The sequence below is a fragment of the Actinoplanes sp. NPDC051494 genome (genome assembly GCF_044454705.1).
Classification (GTDB): Bacteria; Actinomycetota; Actinomycetes; order Mycobacteriales; family Micromonosporaceae; genus Actinoplanes.
In genome coordinates this window covers 90460-109095 of sequence record NZ_JBITDZ010000006.1, presented here as the reverse complement: position 1 = coordinate 109095, position 18636 = coordinate 90460, and the positions used below count along the sequence as shown (strand labels likewise).

The window sequence follows — 18636 nt, the reverse complement described above, 5'->3', positions numbered from 1 at the left end:
CCGAGCTGAGCGTGAACCAGGCGGAGAACAAACCGGGTCGAATGTGACCAGGCCAGGAGCGAACCAGGCCGGGAGTAAACGAGGCCCGGAACAAACCGGACCGGAGCGACCCGGCGCGGGGGCAAACCAGGTCGGGAACGAACCAGATAGGAGCAGAACCGGGCCTGCAACGAACCAGACGGAAGCGAAGCCGGGCCGCGACCAGATCCAGATGGAAGACGAAGCGGGCCTGGAAGGAGCCGCGCCGCGCCGCGCCGAGAACGAACTCAGCTCAGAAACGAACTCGGGCTGGGAAACCAACCCGAGCTGGGAACGAACTCGGCCGGGCCACCATGAGCTGGTGACCCGGCCGGGCCGTACGCGTGCCTGTCCTGGATCAGGAGAAGCGCTTTGCCGCCGTGCTCTCGGTGGTCGCGTAGTCCTGCGCGGCCTGATCGACGGCGATCTTGACGCTGTGCAGGATGTTCTTCAGGTCGGTGGACGCCTGCGTCCACTTCTGCTGGCGCTCGGCGTAAGCCTGCTGCGCCTCACCGTCCCACGTTGCCACCAGGGGGCGTGCCGCGGCATCGAGATCGCTGAGCTTCTGCTCCATCTCGTTGACGGCCTTCTGGATGTCGGCGCCGGCCTGAGCCAGCACACCGAAATTGACCTTGAGCAGACCATCGGTCATCGCGTGATCCCCCGCCTTCAGTTCTCGAGCGGCAGGTAGCCGCCGCCACCGCCACCGGCGCCGGTCATCGACTGAGCGGCCGACTCGTCGGTGGTGTCGTAGCTGACACCCGACGTCTTGATCGCTTCCGCCGTGTCGGCGAGCGCCTTGTTGATCTGGGAAAGGTCCTGCTGGTACTGAGCGCGGACCGTTTCGAACGCCTTGGCGCCCCGACCGGCCCACGCCGACTGGAGCACTGAGAGCTCCGACATAAGCCGGTTGAGCATGCTCGTCAAGTCCTGGTTGGTCTGGTCGAACTTCGCGGCGGTCTGCGCCATTACCGCTGATTCTGCCTGTGTTCCGGACACCCGGACGTCACCTCGCTTCCTCTGTCGTCTATCCCGCGCCGAGTCCTGAATGGACGGGCCGTACTATGCCTGCCGGCCTCTGGCGCATTGACGTAGCAATCAGGTTAACCCCTACTTCGACCACATGGGGGGCGCCCCTGACCTGCTGATTGTCGGCTTCTGTAGCCCAAAGTAGCGGCTCGGGGACGTTCGCGGTAACTCCGTCGGTCAGCCTGTGGATAACCCTGTCCGCTGCGTCCGGTTATCCACAGGCCCGCCCCCCGAAAACGCCCGCCACCTCCTACGATGAGCCTCGCAGGCAAGAAATCATCGACCGAGGGGCGGCGCCGGGTGACGGCTCAGGTGGCAAGCGATCGCACCTTCCCGGAGCTCAGTGGCGCCGGCCAGCAGCTGCCCAAGGTGCGTGCGCAGCGTGTGCGCCGTGGGCGAATTTTTGGCATTCGCACCAGTCAATGGGTGAACACCCAGGTGGCCGCCGCGGCTGTGCTGATCGGAGCGGTCAACGGCCCGATCGCCCTCGCCGCTGGGGTTTTCGTGGCGATTGTCACGCTTTCTCTCACCTGGATTCGCCTGCGTGGCCGATGGGCCTTCGAATGGATCGGCACCGCCACTCGCTATTCGGGTCGTCGCCACGTCGTCTCCGTCGACACCACCTCGACCGCGCTGCTGGAATTCGTCGCCCCCGGGTCGCACATCGAGCAGACCGAGCTGGCCGGTGACCCCGCCGCGATCATCGTCGACAGCCACGGCCTCACCGCCATCCTCGAGCTGGGCGATCCGACCGGCATGCTCGCCGAGGACGTCAGCGCCGTGCCCTCCCCGGCCGGGCTCCTGCCCCCGGCCGGCACCGATCATCCCCCGTGCCGGATCCAGGTCCTGTTGACCGGCGCGCCCGCGCCGTCGTTGCGGGCCGGCGGTGGCACCCCGGCGAACTCCTACCGGCAGCTCACCGAGGGCCGGTTGCTCGGCTACAGCAGGGCGCTCCTCGCGGTCCGGGTCCTGCGGGCCGAGGGCTGGTCCGACGAGGATCTGCACCGCGCGCTGTCCGGTCTCGTGCGCAAGTTGCTGCGCCGCCTCGCGCCGACCCCGGCCCGTCCGCTCGGCGAGACGGCCGCGTTGCGGGTCATCGCGGAGCTCGCCCACGACGACGGCGTCGGCACCGCCCAGGAGAGCTGGCCGGGTCTTCAGGTCGGCGGGATGAGTCAGGCCACGTTCCGGTTGTCCCGCTGGCCCGACCTGCGCATCGAGACATCTCAGCGGCTCGTGGCACGCATGCTGAGCCTGCCCGCCGCCGCTACGACGGTCGCGCTGGGTGCGGGTCCGCGGGCTGTCGTCGGTAAGTCCACCGCGATCGACCTCACGATCCGGCTCGCCGCGCCCGACGCCGCCAGCCTCTCGGTCGCGACCCAGGCCCTGCGCAAGCTGCTCGCCAACGAGCGGGCCGCCGCCCGGCGCCTCGACGGTGAGCACCTCGACGGCCTGACCGCCACGCTTCCGCTGGCCATCCCCACGGCCACCGCCGTGCCCGGTCACGCCGACGACGTGTCCGTGCGGGAGGACCTCCTCGACGGCCTGGACCTGCCGGTGAGCAACGCCGGCCTGATGGTCGGCCAGAACAGGCACCGGGATCCGGTCATCGCCCGGCTGTTCCGCCCCGAGCAGACCCGCGCCCTCCTGGTCGGTGGCGTCCGCTGCGCCCAGCTCATGGCACTGCGCGCCATGGCTCTCGGCGCCCGCGTCGTGGTCCAGACCGCTCGCCCACAGGCGTGGGAGCCGTTCATCCGGGGCGCCGCTGTTCCCGGCGAGGCGATCGCCGTCATCCCACCGGGCCGGGCTGTCGAGATCCCCCCGGGCTCCGCGCTGCACCCGTTGCTCGTCCTGGTCGACATCGGCCCGGTCGGCGCGGACAACCGCCCCGGTGCGGGCTGGCAGGCCACCATGGTCGTGCGCGACGACTTCAGCCCCGCCGACGCCGACGTCGCGTCCCGGGCCGACCTGCTCCTGGTCCAGCCGCTGCGCCCGGAGGAGGCCGCGCTCGTCGGCGCCGCGCTCGGCCTGGGCGAGACCGCGGAATGGCTGACCCGGATCCGCCAGGACATGCTCGGCGTCATCAACCGCCGGGCGGTCCGCTGGGCCGTCCTCTCCCCCACCCCGATCGAGTCCCAGCTGATCGGTCCCCCGGTTCGGGGCTGATCCGGGCCGGGGAACAAAGTCCGACGGGTGGGAGTTCGTCGATTCCCCTGATCATGATCGTGGAGTGTCGCCGTGCTCGGTGGCCGGGGCGTGGCACCATCGCGTGACATGGGCATCATCATCCGACTGGTTATCACCGCGGTCTCGCTGTGGATAGCCACTCTGGTCATCAGCGGCATCAGTCTCGACACCGACTCGCTCCCCGGTAAGGCCGGGACCCTGTTGGCCGTCGCCATCATCTTCGGCATCATCAACGCGGTGCTCCGGCCGATCATCAAGACCGTGGGGTGCGGGCTCTACGTCCTGACCCTGGGCCTGATCTCGCTCGTCGTCAACGGTCTGCTGTTCATGCTCACGAGCTGGATCGCCGGCCAGGCCGACCTGCCGTTCCACGTGGACGACTTCTGGCCGAGCGCGGTCCTGGGCGCTCTCATCGTCGGCGTCGTCAGCTGGGTGCTCAACATGCTGGTCCCCGACGGCAGCGACGACTGACCCACCGGAGCGACGACCCATCGGGCCCCCGTGGAGCCTGGCCGGGCAACCCGGCCGGGCGCCAAGCCGTCGAAGGGCCGGCGGGGCCGCGCCACCATGGAGCAGGCTCTCGATGGTGCGGCGGACGCCGCCCGCTGGATGGTCTGCGACCTGAAAGCGTCGTGAGGTTCGACATATGCAAGGACCGGTCCCCGGCCCGGACCTTACGGTGATGCCATGGGCGAAGAGCGGCGTGGATATCTGTACGGACTCGCTGCGTACGTGATGTGGGGCTTCTTCCCCATCTACTTCAAGATGCTGCAGCCCTCGCCCCCGTTGGAGATCCTGTCCCACCGGGTCGTCTGGTCGGTGCTGTTCATCAGCCTGATCCTCACCGCCATGCGGAACTGGCGGTTCCTCGGGCGGCTGCTGCGCGATGCCCGGCTGCTCGGCGGGGTGTCACTGGCCGCCGTGCTGATCGGCGTGAACTGGGCGACCTACATCTACGGCGTCAATTCCGACCGGGTCGTCGAGACCGCCCTGGGCTATTTCATCACCCCGCTGGTCGTGGTTCTGCTCGGTGTCACGGTGCAGCGGGAGCGCCTGCGGGTGTGGCAGTGGATCGCCGTCGGGATCGGGGCGCTGGCGGTCGGCGTGCTCACCGTGGATTACGGGCACCTGCCGTACATCGCGCTCATTCTGGCCGCGAGCTTCGGTTCGTACAGTCTGGTGAAGAAACGGCTGGCACTGCCTCCCGCGGAAGGCCTGTTCGTGGAGTCCGCGGTTCTTGCCGTGCCCGCCCTGGTCTATCTGGGCTGGCTGAATCTCAACGACAAAGCCGAATTCGGGCACAACGGCGCGGGGCATATCGCGCTGATGGTGGTTTCCGGGGTCGCCACCGCGGTCCCGCTGCTGATGTTCGCCGCCGCCGCCAACCGCGTACCGATGGTCGGGATCGGCATTTTGCAGTATGTCGCGCCGATTCTTCAGCTGGCCTGCGGCGTGCTCATTTTCCACGAGCCGTTACCGCCCGCCCGGCTCGCGGGGTTCGGCCTGGTCTGGATCGCCCTGGTGATCTTCACGGTGGATGCCCTGACCGGAGCGCGAACCAGAAGGACCGGGGCGCGGACCAGAGGGACAGCGGCCGACCCCGCGGCCGCCACCGCGGAGCCGGCCACCACCCTTCCGCCACGCTGAAAAGCCCGGGGGCCTTTCAGGGGACGTCGTACGCCAGCAGGGTCCGTCCGTCGTTGCGCACCAGGGCCAGGCGGGACAGCATCCCGTCGGTGAAGTGCGTGAAGCCGGACATGCTGACTTCCTTGCCGGGCGATGCGGTCCAGGAGCCGAGCTGTTCGCTCTCCTCGTCCGGGCCGTATGCCATCAGGCGGATCGTGTACGGCTCGGAGTCGATGTCACCGCGGTTGTACGCGCAGATGAGATTGACTTTCGTGCCGCCCTGCAGCCCGGCGATGTTGAGCTGGGCGGAGACCTGGACCCGCTCGTTGGCCGGGGTCATCGCGACCGTCGGGCCGGCCGAGGTGCCGTCGACCGGGGTTCCGCGGCCCATCCAGAACACCGCGCCGATGCCGACGACCAGCGCGAGGCACGCGGCGGCGAGCGCGGTGCCCATGACCCGCCAGCGGATCCGTTTGCGTTCCTGGCGCCGGGTGGTCTGTACGGCGGAGACGAGGTCCGGGGTGCTCGTGCGGCGGTGCGGGGCCGGCGGCGGTCCGACGATGCGGTCGAAGTCGGCCGGGTCGAGCCGGCCGAGCAGCCCGGGCAGGACCGCGATCTCGGCGACCGCCTCGCGGCAGAAGGAGCACGTCGCGAGATGCCGTTCGTAGGCGGTGCGTTCGGCCGGGGAGAGAGCGCCGAGGACGTACGCGCCGTCGTCGTGTTCGTGGTCGCACCTCATCCCGTCACCCCCATCTCGTCCAGGACCATGCGCAGGGAGCGCAGGGCGTAGTGCGTACGTGATTTGACCGTGCCGGGCGGGACCCCCAGCCGGGCAGCTGTCTCGGCGACCGAGCGTCCCTGGTAGAAGCACTCGATCAGGACTTCGCGGTGGGTCTCGGAGATCCGTCCCAGCGCTTCGGCGACGGTCCAGGCCTCGACGGCCCGGTCCGCTTCGTCCGCGCTGGGCGGAGGTTCGGGAATCATGTCCGTGACCACCTCGCCGACCCGTACCGATCGGCGCCGCCATGCGTCGATCGCCAGATTGCGGGCGGTGGTGAACAGCCAGGACCGCACCGTGCCCCGCTCGAGGTCCAGCGCTTCCGGATAGCGCCAGGCCCGCAGCAGGGTTTCCTGCACGAGGTCCTCGGCGCGCTGCCGGTCTCCGCCGGAGAGGCGGACGGCATGCGCGTAGAGGGCTTCGCCGTGTTCGTCCTGCAACGCGCGCAACAGCTCGGCGTCCTGATCTTCCAAGCCTGCCGACCTCCCTCGCGCGTGTTCCACCCTGTCTTACGGGTGGGGGACGCGAGTGGTTCAACGGTCAGGCTGTCGCTGCGTCACCAGCCGATAGCGCTTCGGCGACATTCCGGGCAGCTGCCGTCAACTTGGCACGTACCACCCGGGCGGAGGTCAGCATTTCGGCGGCCGGCAGCGAGCAGGAGAGCACGAGCCGGCGTTCCATGTCCCGGTCGGAGATCACGTTCACGGCCGCGCCGGCCAGCCCCTGCCGCCACTGGCCCATCTCCAGCTGCATGCCCCGGCGTTCACCGGCGGCCAGGTCGGCCTCCAGCGCCTCGGGCGTGATCAGCGTGGCCGGGGTGAACGCGCGCATGCCCCAGTCGCGCAGGTAGCGGGCCCGCTGGTCGGGGGTGAGCGTGGCGAGCAGGGCCTTGCCGAGAGCGGTCGCGTGGCCACCTTCGTCGAAGCCGGGGACCATGTCGTCCATGAACGGCGAGCGGGTGCCCTCGGCCGAGGCGGTGACCGCGATCCGGCCGCCGACGAACCGGCCGAGGAAGTGGCTGTATCCGGTGTCGACCGCGGCCCGGCGCAGCGCCTCACCGACCGTCGGTGGCCCGCGGAAGGCCGAGACCAGCTCCCGGTAACGGTCGGCGATCTCGAGGCCGACGATGTAGGTGCCGTCCTCGCGACGGATCACGTAGCCCTCGTACGCCAAGGTGCGGACAAGGTGATAGGTCGTCGCGACGGTCAATTCGCATCGTCGCGCGATCTGTTTCACGGTGAGTCCGCGCGGAGCCCGCCCCACCGATTCGAGCACACGCAAAGCGCGTGACACGCTCCGGATGAGATCTGACGGCTCCGCCAGGGGGTCGCGCACAGCTACCTCCGAGCGTCCGGGGACTTACACCATATGAATAATCTTCCCCGGACGGAATGCCTAGAGCATGTCGACCATGACCAATCTCTACGGCACGTGTGGTTATTGACACTCACCGTCCAGGAGTCACGGTCGCGGGCATAGTCTCGCCGGTGATGAACGACTCGCCCCTTTTCGCCGCCGGCAACGCTGTCACCAGCAATGATGCGATCCGGCCAGGTCGCGTTGTCACCGGCGCCCTTACCACGACCATCGCGTGTTCGGTCCCGGTGTTTCTCGTCGGGGGCCTCGCGGTCCAGATCGGCGACGAGCTGAATTTCTCGCCCGCCGGCCTCGGTCTGGCCGTCTCGGCCTACTTCGGGGCGAGCGCGCTCGCCTCGGTGCCGGCCGGGGTGCTCGTCGAGCGTTACGGCTCCACCGTCGTCGCCCGGGCCGCGATCGTGCTCGCCTCGGTGTCCCTCGCGGCCGTCGCGGTCGCCGCCAGATCACTGTGGACACTCATCGCGATCCTCGTGCTGGGTGCCGCCGCGAACGCCATGGGACAGCTGGCGAGCAACACGAGCCTCGCGCGGCACGTCCCGGTGCGCCGGCAGGGCCTCTCGTTCGGCGTGAAGCAGGCCGCCATCCCGGTCAGCACGCTCCTGGCGGGCGCGGCGGTGCCGGTCGTCGCGCTGACCGTCGGGTGGCGATGGGCGTTCGTGGCGGCCGCTGTGGCCGCGGCGGGGGCCCTGGCGCTCGTACCCGCGGATCGGAAGGTGTCCCGGCGGCCGCAAGCCGGACGCGGGGAACGAGCCACCGCGGCGCTGATCGTGATCGGTCTGGCCGCGACCCTCGCGGCCGCCTCGGCCAACGCGCTCGGAACGTTCCTTGTGGACTCCGCGGTGGCGCGCGGCATCGCTCCCTCCGCGGCCGGCCTGGCGCTCACCCTCGGCAGCGCGATCTGCGTGGCGGCCCGCATCGGCGGAGGCTGGCAGGCGGACATCTTCCCGGCCCGGCAGGTCGCGGTCATCGCCGGCCTGCTCGCGGTCGGCGCGGCCGGACTGGCCCTGCTCGCGGTGGACGGCATCGTACCGCTGGTGGCCGGCGTCGTGCTCGGATTCGGACTCGGCTGGTCCTGGCCGGGACTCATGAACTTCGCGGTGGTCCGGCTGCACCCGCGGTCCCCCGCCGCGGCCACGTCCATCACCCAGACCGGCGTGTACGCCGGCGGATGCCTGGGCCCGCTGGGCCTCGGCGCGGTCGCCTCGGCCGCCGGATACGGAGCTATGTGGACGGTCGCGGCCTCGGCGATGCTCTGCGCGGCGGCCCTGATGGTCGTCGGCAGCCGGATGTTGCGGAAGGTCTAGCTGGTGCGGTCGGCGATGAAGTCGCAGAGCGCTTCCATCGCCTGCCGCGGCGAACCGTCCGGCAGCGGCGCGAGGCAGGCCCGGGCGTCCTCGGCGTAGCTGCGCACCGTTTCCCGCGCCCGCTTCATCGCCGCCGACTCGCGCAGCAACCCGAGCGCCTCGGCGTGCAGCGCGTCGTCGACCAGCGGGCCGGACCCGAGCAACTCGCGCAGCCGCACAGCGGAGGCGTCCGTGTCGTCGCCGGCCAATGCGTACAGCACCGGCAGCGTCGCCACGCCCTCCCGCAGGTCGGTGCCGGGGGTCTTGCCCGACTGCACCGACTCCGACGCGATGTCGAGCAGGTCGTCGGAGAGCTGGAACGCGATGCCGATCGTCTCGCCGAAACCCGCGAGCGCCTCGACGTACTCCGGCGTGGCCCCGGAGAACATGCCGCCGTAGCGGGCCGACGTCGCGATCAGCGAAGCGGTCTTCTCGGCGATCACGTGCAGGTAATGCTCGATCGGATCGGAATCGCGCGCACCGACCGTTTCGGCGATCTGCCCGTGCACCAGCCGGGAGAACGTCTGCGCCTGCAGCTGGACGGCCTCGAGTCCCAGCGTGGCGGCCAGATCGGCGGCCCGGGCGAACAGGAAGTCACCGACCAGGATCGCCACGGAGTTGCCCCAGCGCGCGTTGGCACTCGGCGCCCCGCGCCGCACGGCGGCCTCGTCCATGACGTCGTCGTGATAGAGCGTGGCGAGGTGGGTGAGCTCGACAACGAGCGCGGCGGGCACGATCTCGGCCCGCGAGATGTCACCGAACTGCGCGGAGAGCGCCACGATGAGCGGCCGGAACCGCTTGCCGCCGGCATCCATCAGGTGCCGCGCGGCCTCGGCGACCAACGGGTCGGCGCTGGCCACGTGGTTGCGCAGCGCTTCCTCCACCACGGCCAGCGTCGCGGAGACCGACGCATCGACCTGAGGGTCGATATCGACTCCGAGTGACGCCAACGCTGTGTCTCCGGTGCTCACCACAGTTTCACGATGCCATACCGGTCCGACCACAACCGGGTCAGGGTCTTCAAGATCAGCACAGACCGCGGGTACGACCTGGCAGAAGTAACGTGACAGTCAGCGACCACCTGCCTACTCACGCCCGTGCCGCCGCCGCCGGGCTCAGCTGCCGGTTCGGCCGCCGCGCCGGACAAGCACGCAGGCGCGTACTCGACGGGCCCGGCGTGTGGCGCGGAGGATGCCCCGATGACGGGGCGAAACCGGATCATCACATGGGCCATGGCGGGGACAGCCGGAGCCGCGCTGATCACGTTCTTCGTACTGATCGGCCTCGACCGCGCGGACAAGATCGCCAGCACCGTCAGCGCGGTGATCGCCGTCCTGGGCGGCGGGGCCGCGGTCGTCGCCGCCCGGGCCGACCGCCCGGCCCCGGTTCCTCCCGGCCAGGTCGTGCAGAGTTCCTGGATCGGCGGTGACATCCGGCAGGTGAGCAGGGTCCGGGGAGACATCCGGACAACCGGCGGCCCCACCGCACCGCGCCCGGCTCGCCGGCCACGGGAGCAAGGTGTTCCGGACGCGCCTCCCGCGGGTCAGCGCGTCGCCGACAGCACGACGGGCGGGCCGGTGCACCAGATCGACGACATCGGCGGCGACGTGGAGATCGAGCGATGAGCTGGTGGTCGGGCCGTCGCCGGGACAAGAGCCAGTCGATCAGCAACAGCACGATCCTCGGTGACGCCAATCAGTTCGCCGGAAACGGGAGTGTTCAGATCACGGTCGCGAACGGGCGGCCGTACGAGCTCATGTCCCTCGATGGTTCGAGGCGTGACCTGACGCCCGATGAAGCGCGGCTCCGGCCGTCCCGGTTACTGCTCCCCGAGCACGCGGTCGTCCCCTTCACCGGCCGCGAACGAGAATTGGCTGAGCTGCACGCATGGCTCGGGGGGACCCACGCCACGGCGGTACGGTTCCTCGCCGCGCCAGGGGGTCAGGGTAAAACCCGTCTCGCCAGGGAATTCGCGATTCAGGCGGGAAACGCGGGCTTTGCGGTGAAACAGGCCTTCCATCACGATCGTGCCACCCCGTTGGACGCCGTCGAGCTCCCTGGTTCCGGTTCCGTGCTCGTCATCGTCGATTACGCCGAGCGGTGGCCGGTAAACGATCTGATGGTGCTCCTGAAAGACCTCCACAGCACCCGGCTGCGCAACGCGGTGGACGATCCCGGACTCGTGATCCGGGTCCTGCTGATCTCCCGTTCCACCGGGGGTTGGCTGTCGGCGGTGTCGTCCCGGCTCGAGCCCCAACTGGAACTCCCCGAGGACGCGATCACCGATCAGGTGCTCACGTCGCTCGGCGAAGAGGCGGCCGTACGCGAATCCTTGTTCCGTGACGCCCTGTCCACCTTCAGCGAGGCCCTGCGGGTCGACGGCGCCGATCAGCTCCCGTCGCCGTCGAATCTCGGTGATCCCGAATTCGCCCAGGTCCTCGGCGTGCACATGGCCGCCCTCGTAGCCGTCGACGACCTCATTCACCAGGAACCGAGATCCGGCTCCCACGTCGAGGTGCACCGTTTGTCCGCGCGGCTGCTCCGTCGGGAGGCCGCCTACTGGTATCTGTTGCATCACTCCGGGGGCAACGCGACGACGCTGGAGTCCATGCGTCGCACCGTCTATGTCGCCACGCTCACCGGCGCACGCGGGAAGGCGGTAGCCCGGACGGCACTGACCACGGCGGACGCCGCCCGCTTTCCCGACAGCGCGCTGCAGGACCACTGGAAGTGCTACCCCGCGGAGAAGGAGGACACGTTCCTCGAGGCTCTCCATCCGGATCGACTGGGCGAGGACCTGATCGGGCTCCTGACCCCGGCCTCCACGGACCACGCCCGCAACGCCGAGTTCCCCGATGACACGTGGGCCGCCACCGCCGCCGATCGGCTGCTCACCCAGGAGCCGCAGGAATGGTCCGGGTCCGCACTGACCGTGCTGGTCGAGACCGCCCGCCGCTGGCACCACGTCGCCGAGCTGGTGCTGTTCCCGCTGCTCCGGGAACGGCCGAACCTGGTGCTACAGGCCGGCGGGGCCACGTTGAGCCGGCTGGTCGAGATCGACTCGCTGGACCGGCCGACCCTCGAGCTGATCGGTGGAGCGCTACCGAGGCAGGGGCACGTCGACTTCGACGTCGCCGCCGCGAGTGTCAGCGACCGGCTCACCGAGATGCGACTGGCGACGACATGGGAGCCGGCCCATCGGGCGGAGGCGCACGCCGAGCACGGTTCCCGCCTCCACGAAGCGGGTCGGTATGCGGAGGCGCTGACCGCTTACCTGCAGGCCGCCACGATCTACGCCGAGTTGGAGCTGACCACCTCGAGATGGGTCGCCGACCAGGCGAGCCTGACCCGGGTGATGAGCACGGTGTGCGCCTCCCTCGGTCGTCACGACGACGCGCTGCGGTACGCACAGGATGCGGTACGCCGCCGCGCCACGGCGCCATACCCGGTTGCGGTTCAGTCGGCGAGCGATCAGGCCAGGCTCAGTGCTGCCCTGAGCGACGTCGGGCGGTATGCCGAGGCAGTCGAGAGATCACGACAGTCCATCGCCGAACTTGAGCGATCGGCCGGGGCCGGCGCGACCTCCATCGACGATCCGCTCGCTGCGGCACTGTGCCGGCTCGGTCACGACCTCAACCACCTGGGGCGCAAGGAAGATGCCGTCGAGCCCACCGAGCGGGCGGTCGGGATCTATCGCCGGCTCGCCGACGACCGGCCCGGGATCTACTCGGCGGATCTCGCCAGGTCCCAGCTCAACCTCGGGGCGTTCTACTCCGAGGTGGGACGGACCCGCGAAGCACTCGCGTCCGCCGAGGCAGCGGTCACCGCCTACCGTCGGCTGTGGAAGGCAAATCCGGCGAGGTACCTCGCCGACCTGGCCGACGCGCTCACCAACACGGGCAGCTTCCTCGGCGCGCTGGGCCGGCCGGTCGACGCGTTGCAGGCGGCCGACGAAGCCGTGGACATCTACCTCGACCTCGTGGACCAGAACCCCGTCGCCTACCTGCCCGGCCTCGCCAGGGCACGGATGAACCTGGCGAACAAGCTGCAGGACGTCGGCCGGATGCAACCGGCTCTGGAAGCCGCCGAGGAAGCGGTCGCGGTGTACTCACGCCTGGCCGGTTACCGGCCCGCGGTGCACCGCAGGGACCTCGCCAAGGCGCTGACCAACCTGGGTGCCATCCGCATCGAAGCCGGGTTGGCGCGGGAGGGTGTCGAACCGGCCGAGGCCGCGGTCAGGATCGGGCGGGAGATGGCCGGGGAGGACTTCCTGGCGTTCGGCGGTGACCTGGCTCGGGCGCTGCAGAACCTTGCTTCGCTGCTGGTCCAGAACGGCCGTACGGCCCCGGCGGCCGACATCGCCCAGGAAGCTGTCGCGACGTACCGCCGCCTGGTCGAGCTGATCCCGGCCGTTCACCTACCCGGTCTGGGAGTGGCCCTGAACACGGCCACCGAGTGCCTGGCCAGGACCGGACGTCGTGCCGAAGCCCTCGCCGCCGCCGAGGAGTCCGTCCGCATCCGGACCGGACTCGCGGCCGGGAACCCTGCGGCGCACCGTGCCGGCCTTGCCAAGTCGCTCAGCAATCTGAGTAGTCGCCTGACCGAGCTGGGCAAGGTGAAGAAGTCGATAGAGCCGGCCCAGGCGGCTGTGGACATCCTCCGGGAACTGGCTACCGAGAACCCCGCCGGGATCCGGCCGGCGCTGGCGACGTCGTTGACCAACCTGGGCGCGAGCCTCGCCCAGGTCGGCCGGCATTCCGCCGCGCTGGGTCCGACCAGAGAGGCGATAGAGATCAAACGACTGCTGGCCGCGGAGTCACCGGCAAGCTACCTGCCCGTCCTGACGACATCGTTGCTCAACCTCAGCACGATGCTGAAGGCTCTGAACCGGCGTTCGGAGGCGTTGGTCGCGGCCCGCGAATGCCTCGCTACCACCCGCCTGGCCACGTTCGAGCATCAGTTGCAGAGTGGCGTTCTCATCTTCGACACCATCTCCTGCTACGTGGATCTCTGTGTACGGACCCGCCAGGAGCTACCGGAGGCACTGGCCGCCTGCGACGAGGCGATCGGACTCCTGGCGGACCTGTACCACGACGATCCGGCCGTCTTCGCGCCGGATCTGCAGCGAGCGCTCCTCGATCAGGCCGAGGTGCTCGAGCGGATGGGCGACAAGAAAGCCGCCAAGGACATTCGCCGGCAGCTCGGCTGACACGACGAAGCCCCGGCGGTGTCGCCGGGGCTTCGTGAGCACTTCGTCGGGCCGAGTCGCTAACGCACGAACTGGGCCGCGTCCGTGGTCAGATCCAGCAGCGGGGCCGGGACCACGCCGAGGGCGAACGTGGCGATCACGCCGATGGCCAGCGCCGCCGCGGTCAGGAAGCCCGGGATCGACACCGCCGGGGTGGTTTCGCCCGGTTCGGACAGCCACATCAGCACGATGATCCGCAGGTACGGGAACGCCAGCAGCATGCTGGTGATCACGCCGACGATGACCAGCCAGGTCTGCCCGCCGTCGACCGCCGCACCGAAGACCGCGAACTTCGCCGTGAAACCGCTGGTCAGCGGGATGCCCGCGAATGCCAGCAGGATGAACGAGAAGATGCCGGCGAACAGCGGGCTCTTGCGGCCCAGGCCGGCCCACCGGGACAGGTGGGTGGCCTCGCCGTCGGCGTCGCGGACCAGCGAGACGATGCCGAACGCGGCCAGCACCGAGAAGCCGTACGCGACAAGGTAGAACATCGTGCTCGCCAGGCCCTCCTTGTTGAGCGCCAGGACGCCCACCAGGAGGTAGCCCGCGTTGGCGATCGACGAGTAGGCCAGCAGCCGCTTCATGTCGGTCTGGGTGACCGCCAGGACCGCGCCGGTCAGCATGGTGAGGACCGCGATGACGCCCAGGACCGGCTGGAAATCCCAGCGCACCCCGTCGAACGCCACGTACAGCACCCGCAGCAGGGCACCGAACGCCGCCACCTTGGTGCAGGCCGCCATGAGGGCGGTGATCGGGGTCGGCGCACCCTGGTACACGTCCGGCGTCCAGACGTGGAACGGGACCGCCGCGCTCTTGAACAGCAGGCCGATCGACACGAGGGCGAGGCCGGCGAAGAGCAGCACCTCACTGCGGGCCGGGTCGGCCACCGCGGCGTGGATGGACGCGAGGTCCACACCACCGCTGTAGCCGTACAGCAGAGCCACCCCGAACAGGAAGAAGGCCGACGCGTACGAGCCCAGCAGGAAGTACTTGAGGGCCGCTTCCTGGCTCAGCAGGCGCCGCCGGCGGGCCAGCGCGCAGAGCAGGTACAGCGGCAGCGAGAAGACCTCGAGCGCGACGAACATCGTCAGCAGGTCGTTCGCGGCCACGAACAGCAGCATGCCGCCCAGCGCGAAGATCGTCAGCGGGTAGACCTCGGTGGCGCCCGGCTGGCCGCCGGCCTGCTTGAGGTCCTTCTGCGAGCCGACGGTCACCGCGGCCTGGGAGACGAACGCACCGCCGGGTTCGAGCGAGCGCTCGCCGATCAGCAGCATCGACACGACGCCGAGCAGCAGGATCGAGCCCCAGAGGAAGACCGTCGGGCCGTCCACGGCGACCGCGCCGCCGATGGTGACGATCCGGGTGTTGCGGTTCACGATGACCGTGACCAGCGCGGCGACCAGCGCGAGCAGCGCCAGGCCGAGCTGGATCCCGTGCCGTCGCTCCTTGGGCAGCAGCGCCTCGAACAGGATGCCCAGACAGGCGGCCCCGAAGAGAATCAGCATCGGCGCCAGGGCCGCATAGTTGATTGCGGGCAGAGACAGGTCTCCCATGGCTACCGGGCCACCCTTCCGTTAGCGACCGCCGAAGGCGCCGGATCGGTCGTCCCGACGTCCTGCATGGTCTGTTCGACCGCCGGGTTGATCACATCGGTGACCGGCTTCGGGTAGAAGCCGAGCAGCAGCAGGAGCAGCACCAGCGGCGCGACGACGACCTTCTCGCGCAGGGTGATGTCCTTACGCATGGCCGGCACCTCGGTCAGCGTGGGGTTCAGCGTGCCCTGCGTGGTGCGCTGCACCATCCAGAGCACGTACGCCGCGGCGAGGATGATGCCGAGCGTGGCGATGACCGCGTAGACCTTGTGCGTGGTGAACGTGCCGATCAGCACCAGGAACTCGCTGATGAACGGCGCGGTGCCGGGCAGCGCCAGGGAGGCGAGACCGGCGAAGAAGAGCACCCCGGCGAGCACCGGGACCAGCTTGCCGGCGCCGCCGAAGTCGCTGACCAGCGACGAACCGCGACGGGCGACGAACATGCCCACCACCAGGAACAGCAGGCCGGTGGCGAGGCCGTGGTTGACCATGTACAGCACCGATCCGGTGCCGGCCTGGGTGGTGAAGGCGAAGATGCCGATGCCGATGAAACCGAAGTGCGCGATCGAGGTGTACGACACCAGGCGCTTGAGGTCGTTCTGACCGACCGCCAGCAGGGCCGCGTAGATGATCCCGATGACGCCGAGGATCAGGGCCGCCGGGGCGAACCAGCGCGACGCCTCCGGGAACAGCGGGAGGCAGTAGCGCAGGATGCCGAACGTGCCCACCTTGTCGAGCACGCCGACGAGCAGCGCAGCTGCCGGGGCCGGCGCCGCGACACCGGCGTCCGGCAGCCAGGTGTGGAACGGGAAGAACGGCGCCTTGACCGCGAACGCGATGAAGAAGCCGAGGAACAGCCAGCGGGCGGTGTCGGTCTCGAACGCGCCGGACACGTCCTTGAGGTTGTTCCAGTCGAACGTGTGCCCGCCGACCACCCACAGGCCGATCACCGCGGCCAGCATGAACAGGCCGCCGACCAGGGAGTACAGGAAGAACTTCACCGCGGCGTACTGGCGGCGCTGGCCGCCGTACGAGCCGATGATGAAGTACATCGGCACGAGCATGACCTCGAAGAACACGTAGAACAGGAACACGTCGGCGGCCGCGAAGACGCCGATCATCGTGCATTCCAGGGTCAGCAGCAGCGCGAAGTACGCCGGGACCGAGCGCTTGCTCTCGTCGATGTCGTTCCACGAGGCGAGGATCACCAGCGGCACGAGCAGCGCGATCAGCAGCAGCATCACCAGGGCGATGCCGTCGGTGGCGAACGTGAACCGGGCGTCCCAGGTGGGGATCCACTGGTAGGACTCCCGGAACTGGAACCGGTCGCCGCCGGCCTGGAACGCGATCCACATGACGACGCTCAGTGCGAGCACCACCACCGACCAACCCAGCGCGATCGTCTTCGCGAGCTGGCCCCGGGTCTTGGGGATGAAGGCCACCACCGCCGCGCCGACCAGCGGCAGGAGCGTCAGGATGGACAGGAACGGGAAGTCCTTCATTACGCCAACCACCCCAGCTGGATCGCGAGGAACGCGCCGACGACCAGCACGGCGCCGGTGAGCATGGACAACGCGTACGAGCGGACGAAGCCGGTCTGCAGCCGCCGGAGCCGGCCGGAGCCGCCGCCGACCGCGGCCGCCAGACCGTTGACCACGCCGTCGATGCCCTTGTTGTCGAGGAACACGAGGGCGCGGGTCAGGTAGATCCCGGGCCGCTCGAACACGGCCTCGTTGAACGCGTCGGTGTAGAGGTTGCGCCGGGCCGCGGTGACCAGCACCCCGGCGGGTTCCGGCTCGCGGGCCGTGCCGCCCTTGAACATCGCCCAGGCCAGGCCCGCACCGGCGATCGTGACGACCAGCGACAGGATCGTGATCAGGGTGTGCGACAGCACCGGCTCGTGCTCGGTGCCCTCGGGGCCCAGCACCGGCTCCAGCCAGCTCGCCAGGTCGCCCCAGACGAGCAGGCCACCGGCGAGGACCGAGCCGAGGGCGAGCAGCATCAGCGGCACCGTCATGATGAACGGCGACTCGTGCGGGTGCTTGTTGTCCTCGGTGTAGCGCTCCGGACCGTGGAACGTGAGGACGTACAACCGGGTCATGTAGAAGGCCGTGAGGCCCGCGCCCAGCAGCGCCGCCATGCCGAACAGCCAGGACGTCCAGTCGCCGCGCTCGAAGGCGGCCGCGATGATCGGCTCCTTCGAGAAGTAACCGGACAGCGGCGGGATGCCGATGATGGCGAGCCAGCCCATCATGAACGTGATCCAGGTGTACGGCATGTACTTGCGCAGCCCGCCGAACCGCCGGATGTCCACCTGGTCGTGCATGCCGTGCATGACCGAACCGGCGCCGAGGAACATGTTGGCCTTGAAGAAGCCGTGCGCCAGCAGGTGGATGATCGCCAGCGCGTAAGCGCCGCCGCCCAGCCCGACACCGACGAACATGTAGCCGATCTGGCTGACCGTCGACCAGGCCAGCACCCGCTTGATGTCGTCCTTGGCCGCGCCGATGATGCAGCCGATCAGCAGGGTGAGCGCACCGACGCTGACCACGATCGTCTGCAGCGTGTGGTTCGCCGAGAAGATCGGGTTGGAGCGGGCGATCAGGTAGACGCCCGCGGTGACCATCGTCGCCGCGTGGATCAGGGCCGAGACCGGGGTCGGGCCCTCCATGGCGTCCGGGAGCCAGGCCTGCAGCGGGAACTGGCCGGACTTACCGGCGGCTCCGAGCAGCAGCAGGATGCCCAGCACCAGCACGGTCCCGCCGGAGAGTGCGGCGACCCCGTTGAAGACCTCGTCGTACTGGGTGGACCCGAGCTGGGCGAACATCAGGAAGATGCCGATGGCCAGGCCGGCGTCGCCGACCCGGTTCATCAGGAACGCCTTCTTGCCGGCGGTGGCCGCCGACGGCCGGGTGTACCAGAACGAGATCAGCAGGTACGACGCGACACCGACGCCTTCCCAGCCGAAATAGAGCATCACGTAGTTGTTGCCGAGGACCAGCAACAGCATCGCCGCGACGAAGAGGTTGAAGTAGGCGAAGAACCTGCGCCGGCCCGGGTCGTGCTCCATGTAACCCACGGCGTACAGGTGGATGAGCGAGCCCACCCCGGTGATCAGCAGGACGAAGACGCCGGACAGCGGGTCGAAGAGCAGCCCGAAGTCGACGTGCAGGTTCCCGACCGCGATGAAGTCCCACAGGCTGAGCTCGGCCGACCGGGCTTCCGCGTCGAGGCCGCGCAGGCTGAGGAACATGGTCAGGCCGAGGACGAAGGTCGCCGCGACCGCGAGAACGCCGAGCCAGTGCCCCCACTTGTCGGCCCTCTTGCCGAGCAGCAGCAGAACTGCCGCGCTGGCCAGCGGAATCGCGACAAGCAGCCAGATACCGCCCAGAATTCCCGTGGCGTGGGCGTACTCCACTGTCTGTTCCACGTGAAGGCCCC

Annotated in this window: 16 protein-coding genes; 6 read left to right on the top strand and 10 right to left on the bottom strand. The window is 69.4% G+C overall.

Annotated elements, in window-relative coordinates; translation table 11 throughout:
- Positions 1-376 precede the first annotated feature (376 nt).
- Positions 377-670, bottom strand: a complete 294-nt coding sequence (locus tag ACIA6A_RS22065) for a WXG100 family type VII secretion target (RefSeq protein ID WP_396099662.1) — start codon at positions 668-670, stop codon at positions 377-379.
- Positions 671-687: 17 nt separating this feature from the next.
- Positions 688-1017 (bottom strand): WXG100 family type VII secretion target, encoded by a 330-nt coding sequence (locus ACIA6A_RS22060; protein WP_396099661.1) that lies wholly within the window; start codon positions 1015-1017, stop codon positions 688-690.
- 456 nt (positions 1018-1473) lie between these two features.
- Here ACIA6A_RS22060 and eccE point away from each other — a divergent pair, with 456 nt between their 5' ends.
- The 3 genes from eccE to rarD all read left to right on the top strand — a co-directional run bounded on the left by eccE (position 1474) and on the right by rarD (position 4878).
- Positions 1474-3210, top strand: coding sequence for a type VII secretion protein EccE (gene eccE / locus ACIA6A_RS22055; RefSeq protein ID WP_396099660.1), 1737 nt, complete (start codon positions 1474-1476; stop codon positions 3208-3210).
- Positions 3211-3318: 108 nt separating this feature from the next.
- Positions 3319-3702 carry a phage holin family protein gene (locus ACIA6A_RS22050; RefSeq protein WP_396099659.1) on the top strand — a complete coding sequence of 128 codons (384 nt, stop codon included), beginning with the start codon at positions 3319-3321 and terminating at the stop codon, positions 3700-3702.
- Between the two features lie 216 nt (positions 3703-3918).
- Complete coding sequence (gene rarD / locus ACIA6A_RS22045) at positions 3919-4878, top strand: EamA family transporter RarD (protein ID WP_396099658.1); 960 nt, start codon at positions 3919-3921, stop codon at positions 4876-4878.
- Positions 4879-4894: 16 nt separating this feature from the next.
- Here the strand turns inward: rarD and ACIA6A_RS22040 are convergent, their stop codons facing one another.
- The 3 genes from ACIA6A_RS22040 to ACIA6A_RS22030 all read right to left on the bottom strand — a co-directional run bounded on the left by ACIA6A_RS22040 (position 4895) and on the right by ACIA6A_RS22030 (position 6970).
- The gene (locus ACIA6A_RS22040; RefSeq protein ID WP_396099657.1) at positions 4895-5596 is read right to left on the bottom strand and encodes an anti-sigma factor family protein; all 702 of its coding nucleotides are present in this window, start codon (positions 5594-5596) and stop codon (positions 4895-4897) included.
- Complete coding sequence (locus ACIA6A_RS22035; protein WP_396099655.1) at positions 5593-6108, bottom strand: sigma-70 family RNA polymerase sigma factor; 516 nt, start codon at positions 6106-6108, stop codon at positions 5593-5595. Before ACIA6A_RS22035 ends, ACIA6A_RS22040 begins: the two co-directional genes overlap by 4 nt.
- A 67-nt stretch (positions 6109-6175) precedes the next feature.
- Entirely contained in the window at positions 6176-6970 is a 795-nt protein-coding gene (locus tag ACIA6A_RS22030; RefSeq protein ID WP_396099654.1) for an IclR family transcriptional regulator, read from the bottom strand.
- A gap of 155 nt (positions 6971-7125) precedes the next feature.
- Here ACIA6A_RS22030 and ACIA6A_RS22025 point away from each other — a divergent pair, with 155 nt between their 5' ends.
- The gene (locus tag ACIA6A_RS22025) at positions 7126-8316 is read left to right on the top strand and encodes an MFS transporter (RefSeq protein ID WP_396099653.1); all 1191 of its coding nucleotides are present in this window, start codon (positions 7126-7128) and stop codon (positions 8314-8316) included.
- Here ACIA6A_RS22025 and ACIA6A_RS22020 read toward each other — a convergent pair.
- On the bottom strand, positions 8313-9305 hold the full coding sequence (locus ACIA6A_RS22020) for a polyprenyl synthetase family protein (RefSeq protein WP_396099651.1): 993 nt from the start codon (positions 9303-9305) through the stop codon (positions 8313-8315). The two genes, ACIA6A_RS22025 and ACIA6A_RS22020, sit on opposite strands and share 4 nt — an antisense overlap.
- 249 nt (positions 9306-9554) lie before the next feature.
- On the opposite strand from ACIA6A_RS22020, the gene ACIA6A_RS22015 reads away from it, so the two are divergent.
- Complete coding sequence (locus ACIA6A_RS22015) at positions 9555-9980, top strand: hypothetical protein (RefSeq protein ID WP_396099650.1); 426 nt, start codon at positions 9555-9557, stop codon at positions 9978-9980.
- A gap of 194 nt (positions 9981-10174) precedes the next feature.
- Here ACIA6A_RS22015 and ACIA6A_RS22010 read toward each other — a convergent pair whose 3' ends face one another.
- A complete protein-coding gene (locus ACIA6A_RS22010) occupies positions 10175-10498 on the bottom strand; it encodes a hypothetical protein (RefSeq protein ID WP_396099649.1) in 324 nt (107 codons plus the stop codon).
- On the opposite strand from ACIA6A_RS22010, the gene ACIA6A_RS22005 reads away from it, so the two are divergent.
- Positions 10475-13564 (top strand): tetratricopeptide repeat protein, encoded by a 3090-nt coding sequence (locus ACIA6A_RS22005; RefSeq protein WP_396099648.1) that lies wholly within the window; start codon positions 10475-10477, stop codon positions 13562-13564. The genes ACIA6A_RS22010 and ACIA6A_RS22005 overlap by 24 nt on opposite strands.
- A gap of 59 nt (positions 13565-13623) precedes the next feature.
- On the opposite strand, the gene nuoN is transcribed toward ACIA6A_RS22005, so the two are convergent.
- The 3 genes from nuoN to nuoL are packed head-to-tail and all read right to left on the bottom strand — an operon-like array spanning position 13624 to position 18625.
- Positions 13624-15156 carry an NADH-quinone oxidoreductase subunit NuoN gene (nuoN, locus tag ACIA6A_RS22000; protein WP_396099647.1) on the bottom strand — a complete coding sequence of 511 codons (1533 nt, stop codon included), beginning with the start codon at positions 15154-15156 and terminating at the stop codon, positions 13624-13626.
- A 2-nt stretch (positions 15157-15158) separates the two neighbouring features.
- Positions 15159-16697, bottom strand: coding sequence for an NADH-quinone oxidoreductase subunit M (locus tag ACIA6A_RS21995; protein WP_396099646.1), 1539 nt, complete (start codon positions 16695-16697; stop codon positions 15159-15161).
- Complete coding sequence (gene nuoL, locus ACIA6A_RS21990; RefSeq protein ID WP_396099645.1) at positions 16697-18625, bottom strand: NADH-quinone oxidoreductase subunit L; 1929 nt, start codon at positions 18623-18625, stop codon at positions 16697-16699. The genes ACIA6A_RS21995 and nuoL overlap by 1 nt, the downstream gene beginning before the upstream one ends.
- Between the last annotated feature and the right edge of the window lie 11 nt (positions 18626-18636).